General features: G+C 40.4%; 3 protein-coding genes and 1 pseudogene. All 4 read left to right on the forward strand.

The window, feature by feature from the left end:
- Positions 1 to 419: pseudogene (locus AC1DND_RS21750) on the forward strand (SusC/RagA family TonB-linked outer membrane protein); the annotation flags it as partial.
- Between the two features lie 11 nt (positions 420 to 430).
- Positions 431 to 2086: a RagB/SusD family nutrient uptake outer membrane protein gene (locus AC1DND_RS21755; RefSeq protein ID WP_477584709.1), complete on the forward strand. Its 1656-nt coding sequence runs from the start codon at positions 431 to 433 to the stop codon at positions 2084 to 2086.
- A 136-nt stretch (positions 2087 to 2222) separates the two neighbouring features.
- Positions 2223 to 4124, forward strand: coding sequence for a glucosidase family protein (locus AC1DND_RS21760; RefSeq protein ID WP_477584710.1), 1902 nt, complete (start codon positions 2223 to 2225; stop codon positions 4122 to 4124).
- Between the two features lie 14 nt (positions 4125 to 4138).
- Entirely contained in the window at positions 4139 to 5515 is a 1377-nt protein-coding gene (locus AC1DND_RS21765) for a trehalase family glycosidase (RefSeq protein ID WP_477584711.1), read from the forward strand.
- Positions 5516 to 5871 lie beyond the last annotated feature (356 nt).

Consider the following 5871-nt stretch of genomic DNA (forward strand, 5'->3'; position numbering starts at 1 on the left):
TCTTTCAGGGACAGGTCTTTCAGGGACAGGCAAGGGCCAAATCTTACCTGGCGCCAGCGGGTTTAAATATGGTTCAGGAATTTTTTGAAGAAAGATGGCAAAACCCAGGCGATAATAAATATCCAAGAAATTTTAGCGGCCCAACAGGCAGAACATTCGGCGTAAATACCCTTGAATCGGATCTTTGGTTGCGGAATGCGGCTTTTGTAAGGTTAAAGAACATGGAGCTGGGTTATACCTTTTCAAAAACATTGATTGAAAAGATAAAAATGCAAAATGTAAGACTTTATATCAGCGGAACAAACTTATTTTCTATCGATCGCTTCGGGCCATCGTTCGATCCAGAAACCCCAAGTAATTCAGGGCAGTATTATCCACAACAGCGTGTGATCAATGTTGGCGCAAACATTACCTTCTAAAAAAGTATATCATGAAATTGAACATCAATAATTTAAAAATAAACAGCACAGTTTTACTCATCTGTACACTGCTGCTAATCGGAGGATGTAAAAAGGCGCTCGAGCTGCAGCCTTTAAACGCTTACTCAGAAAAGGATGTATGGACCGATCCAAAACTGGTTCAGGTTTTTGTAAACAGTATTTACGATCAAACGGTGCTCGCTTACCAGGACGGTGGACTAGGCTGGGGCGCGCAAACCGATGAGCTTTATGGAAACTTTAACTGGACAAATGAAAACCTGTATGTACGGGGTGAGGCCACGCCTGATAACCAAAGTTCAGAATCGCTGAACCATTGGAACAAAATGTATGCTTCTATCCGCTACAGTAATATATTCTTCACAAATATTGATCAGGTAACAGCAGGAGGCGATGCGGTTAAAACGATGAAAGGTGAGGTACACTTTTTACGCGCTTTGGCTTATTTCGAACTGCTAAAAAGGTTTGGTGGCGTACCGCTTATTGTTAAGGTTTACGATGTGAACGACAAAAGCTTTAACGAGAAAAGAGCCACATGGACCGAAACTAAGGATTTTATACTTGCCGAGATAACGGAGGCTTTGAAAACCCTGCCAACAGTTTATACAGGTGCTAATGATAAAGGCCGCGCTACTGCAGGAGCAGCTTTGGCCTTAAAATCGAGACTTTTACTGTATGCTGCGAGCCCTTACTTTAATAAAAGCAACGATAAGAAGCTTTGGGAAGATGCAAAACTGGCAGCCAAGGCTGTAATTGATTTTGCTACACCTAAATACGCTTTATACGGCAATGCGGCCAATGGCACCTATAACAAAACTTATCTCGATTTTTTTAATTCAGAAATTATTTTTTCGAGAGTATACAGCGGCTTGGTAAGAGCAGATCGTTATAATACCGTGAGCAGAGATTTGAGCCCAAATGGTTATAATGGTTATAGCGCTTACAATGTTGTTCAACAAATGGTTGATGATTTTGAAATGGCCGATGGTACAAAATTTAGCTGGAGCAATCCTGTACAGGCAAAAGATCCGTATCTGAACAGAGAACCAAGATTTTATGCGACAATTTTGGCTAATAATCAGCAGTTTAAAGGACGTTTAACCAGCTTTTTTGAAGGTGGTGATGACTCTCCCCAAAGTCCTTATTCTCCGTGGAATGCGTCAAAAACGAGATATTGCGTGAAAAAAATGGTAAATGAGGCTTTCGATTGGAACGTTCAGGATTACGATGCCAGCCAGTGGGTGGTTTTCAGGTTATCGGAAATCTATTTGAATTATGCCGAAGCCTGTGCTGCACTTGGAGAAGACGGAGAGGCCCTAAATTACCTGAATAAAATAAGAACTGAAAAAGCGGGTATGCCAGCCGTAAGTGGGTCTGGAGCGTTACTAATGGATCAGATAAGACATGAACGCAGGATAGAACTTTGCTTTGAAGGACACCGTTATTTTGATATCAGGAGATGGGGAATAGCAGAAACAGGTTCAGAAGATGCAAAAGGTGTAACGATTACCAAACAGGCAAACGGTACTTTTACCTATGCATTAATGACCGTTCAGGAGCGTACCTGGGTACCAAGTTTTTATTTTTACCCAATCCCGAGAAGCGAAATACAAAAGAACCCTGCCATTGTGCAAAACCCAAATTATTAATTAAAATGCTATTTTTAATGAAGGTTGTCTCATAAATGTAAAATTTGTCATCCTGAGCTTGTCGAAGGACTTTGTCGAAAGATTATAAGGCGTTTCGACAGGCTCAACGTGACAGATTTGAAGAAAAATCGTATTTATGAACAAGCCTCTTCATTTTTTTCTTTTTGATATGAAATCTTTCCCAATAAAATGTATACCGTTCATCTTAATTTTGTTGCATTGTTTTGATGTAAACGCTCAGGATTTACGTTGGCACCTGCAAAAGAACGGGGGCATCGAATGGACTGTTAAAAAAAACACCAAACATACCGATCAGATAGAAATGAGCGGGAAACAAATTTCCGCAATAATTACCTATGGTGTAAACGATAAAAATAATCTGGTTTTAAAAAGAAAACTCGTATTCCCGATGCTGCGGATTATTCCAAACGATACCCGTGGAAGCCTGATTAAAGATTTTGATCAGCTAATACCTCCGGTTATGATCGACGGAATAGCTTTGAATGAACAACCTATGGCTTTTTCTATCAATGGCTCGGTAAAGATCAGGTCTGAAATAGGAAATGTGAACATAATACGCGAGCTACTCCCATCAACCGATAAACCAGCATTTATTGAACACACGGTATTTAAAAATAATGGATTGAAACCAGTCGAAATTGTTGTTCCGGAGTTTGATCAAACAGATAGTACCGCACGCAGTAAAGGCGTTTATGGTACTTACCTGCTCAATACAAAGATATTTGGGACCGGTAAGTTTATTTTAAAAGCAGGGGAAGAGCAAACCTATGCAATTGTTTATTCGGCACGGAAAACCGCCGACCAGCCTTATACTTTTTCTTCAGTATACGAATCGTTAAAACGAAGGAATTTTGTAAGCGAAATTACGCAGCAACTGGTACTGAAAACGCCAAATGATACCCTGAATCAGATGTTTGCTTTTGCTAAAATCAGGGCTTCTGAAAGTATTTTTGATACGAAAAATGGTTTAATGCATGGTCCCGGTGGTGGATCTTATTACGCTGCAATATGGGCAAATGACCAGGCAGAATACATGGACCCGTTTTTCCCTTTTTTGGGCAATACTGCAGGGAATGAAAGTGCTAAAAATAGTTTCCGCCTGTTTGCCAAATACATGAATCCCGAATACAAACCGATTCCTAGTTCGATTATAGCAGAAGGAACTGATAAATGGAATGGAGCAGGCGATCGCGGTGATATGGCTATGATTGCTTATGGTGCATCGAGGTTTGCACTGGCTTATGCAGATACAGCCGAGGCCCGACAATTGTGGCCACTGATAACATGGTGCCTGGAATTTTCAAGAAGGAAAAAAAGTGCAGACGGGGTAATTGCTTCCGATTCGGATGAGCTGGAAGGAAGGTTTCCGGCTGGTAAAATTAACCTATCAACCAATACGCTAGTTTACGGCGCATTGATCAGTGCTGCAGATCTGTCAGCAAGTCTTGGTGATAAAATAACTTCAACAAATTTGCTTAAAGAAGCATCTGTACTAAAAATAGCAATAGAGAAATATTTTGGGGCAAAGGTACAGGGATTCGATACTTACCGTTACTACGAGGGAAATGATAAGCTTAGATCATGGATAGGAATGCCACTGGTAATGGGGATTTACGGTAGAAAAGAGCAGACTGCCAAGGCGCTTTTGTCTGATTACCTGTGGACAAAGGACGGGATGTTGAGCGAATCAGGATCAAAAGTATTCTGGGACCGTTCGCTTTTGTACGCTGTGCGTGGCTTGTTCAATGCAGGTATGACCGATACCACCATGAAATACCTGAAATACTATACTGCCAAACGTTTGCTGGGCGAACATGTGCCTTATGCTGTTGAAGCCTGGCCAGAAGGAGATCAGCGCCATCTTTCGGCTGAGAGTGGATTATATTGTCGTGCCATAACCGAAGGATTGTTTGGGATACAACCTACTGGTTTTAAATCATTCCGGTTGTGCCCTTATCTTCCTGCAGGCTGGAAACAAAGAAATCAACTGGGACGGAAAACAGACTGTAGAAATTAACTTATATTAAACAAATGAAAAGAATCCTTTTTGTAAACATTTTTATTTGCCTATGCTGCGGCGTTTATGCCCAGGGCGGAGTAACTTTCAAATCAACCGATGCCGCTTTGCAAACCGCATTTGTTAGGGCCAAAGAAATGGCATTAAGTTATAAAGGCAAGACTTCTGATCCGGTTGGCCCTTGGTACGAATCTGCTTTACCGCCAAGATCGGCATTCTGTATGCGCGATGTAGCCCACCAGAGCATTGGTGGCGAGATATTAGGCTTGAATAAGGAAAATAAAAATATGTTCAGGCTATTTGTTAACAATATATCCGAATCTAAAGACTGGTGTTCTTATTGGGAAATTAACCATTTAGGTAAACCCGCTAAAGAAGATTATCGCAATGATACAGCATTTTGGTATAACCTGAATGCAAATTTTGATGTGCTTAATGCCAGTTGGAAATTATATTTATGGACAGGCGACCTTGAATATATCAACGGCTCAGGTTTTAAAAACTTTCACGAAAAATCAGTAACCGAATATATTAACCGTTGGGTGTTGCAGGCCGATTCTTTGCTGAAAAGGCCAACGCATCCAAATGCTCCTGTGCCTTTCAATAATAATGATTCTTTTCATCGGTGCCGTGGTTTACCTTCTTATTCGGAGGGGGTACCCAATATTAAAATGGGGGTAGACCTTGTTGGTGCAATCTATAGGGGTTTAATGTCGTATGCAGCAATGCTCGACCTAAAAGGGCAGCACAATAAAGCAAAACAGTTTAAAGAAAAGGCTGAAGCTTATCAGAAAAGTATCGATGCTTTGTGGTGGAACGACAGCGCTTCGCAATACCATACTTTTTATTCGAACGACCATAAATTCGGTATGGATGAAGGGGAAACTTTTTTACTTTGGTTCGATGCCTTAAAAGCTGGTGAACGCAAAGAAAAAACCATTCAACATCTATTATCGAAAAACTGGAATGTAGAAAACCTGTCGTATTTTCCCTTAATTATGTACCAGAACGGGCAATCAGAAAAAGCCTACGGTTATTTGTTGCACTTAACCGATCCTGCAACAGCCAGGAGGGAGTACCCTGAAGTTTCTTTCGGTGTTATTAAAGGTTTTACAGAAGGATTAATGGGAATAGAAGCCGATGCACGGTTTGATCAGATCACAACATTGTACCGTGGTAAAAAAACAACAAGTTCCGAATTAAAAGATTTACCTGTATTAATGACTTCCATTACAGTAAAACATGATGGTAATATTGCTACAACGCTAACCAATAATGGCCAAAAGAAAATTCTCTGGCAGCCTAAATTTTTAGATGATAAGGGAAAAACCATTGTGAAGAAAGCAGTTTGGGTAAAACCAGGAAGCTCAGTTAAATTTAAAAGAGCCTAACTACATCTAGCTTTTTTCATCGTAAGTTTATTTTATTTTTTTAATGGCGTAGGGCAATGTGATTAAGTTAAGTACTATGCCGTTGTCAGTCTGAGCTTGTCGAAGACCTTTCTATGGTCGAAAACGAAAAAACATTGTCATCCTGAGGGATAATTTATCTTATAAAAATCAATATGAGTGACGTATAATTGTTTCTTTTCGATACACCAAGGGCTTGCCTCAGCTCGCCGCCGCCGAAGGGCTCTTTCTTTTTGGCATCAAAAAGACCAGCATAGCTAGCTTGAATGCCGTTGAAAACATAAAGGCCTATGAAAAAACAAAAAATGCCGGCTGAAAATTTATTCATTTTGTATTAT

Source organism: Pedobacter sp. 01N416, from assembly GCF_056399685.1.

Excerpts from the sequence above, each read along its gene's own strand:
- AC1DND_RS21755 (WP_477584709.1), top strand. The coding sequence starts at position 431 with ATGAAATTGAACATCAATAATTTAAAAATAAACAGCACAGTTTTACTC.
- AC1DND_RS21765 (WP_477584711.1), top strand. The coding sequence starts at position 4,139 with ATGAAAAGAATCCTTTTTGTAAACATTTTTATTTGCCTATGCTGCGGC.
- AC1DND_RS21760 (WP_477584710.1), top strand. The coding sequence starts at position 2,223 with ATGAACAAGCCTCTTCATTTTTTTCTTTTTGATATGAAATCTTTCCCA.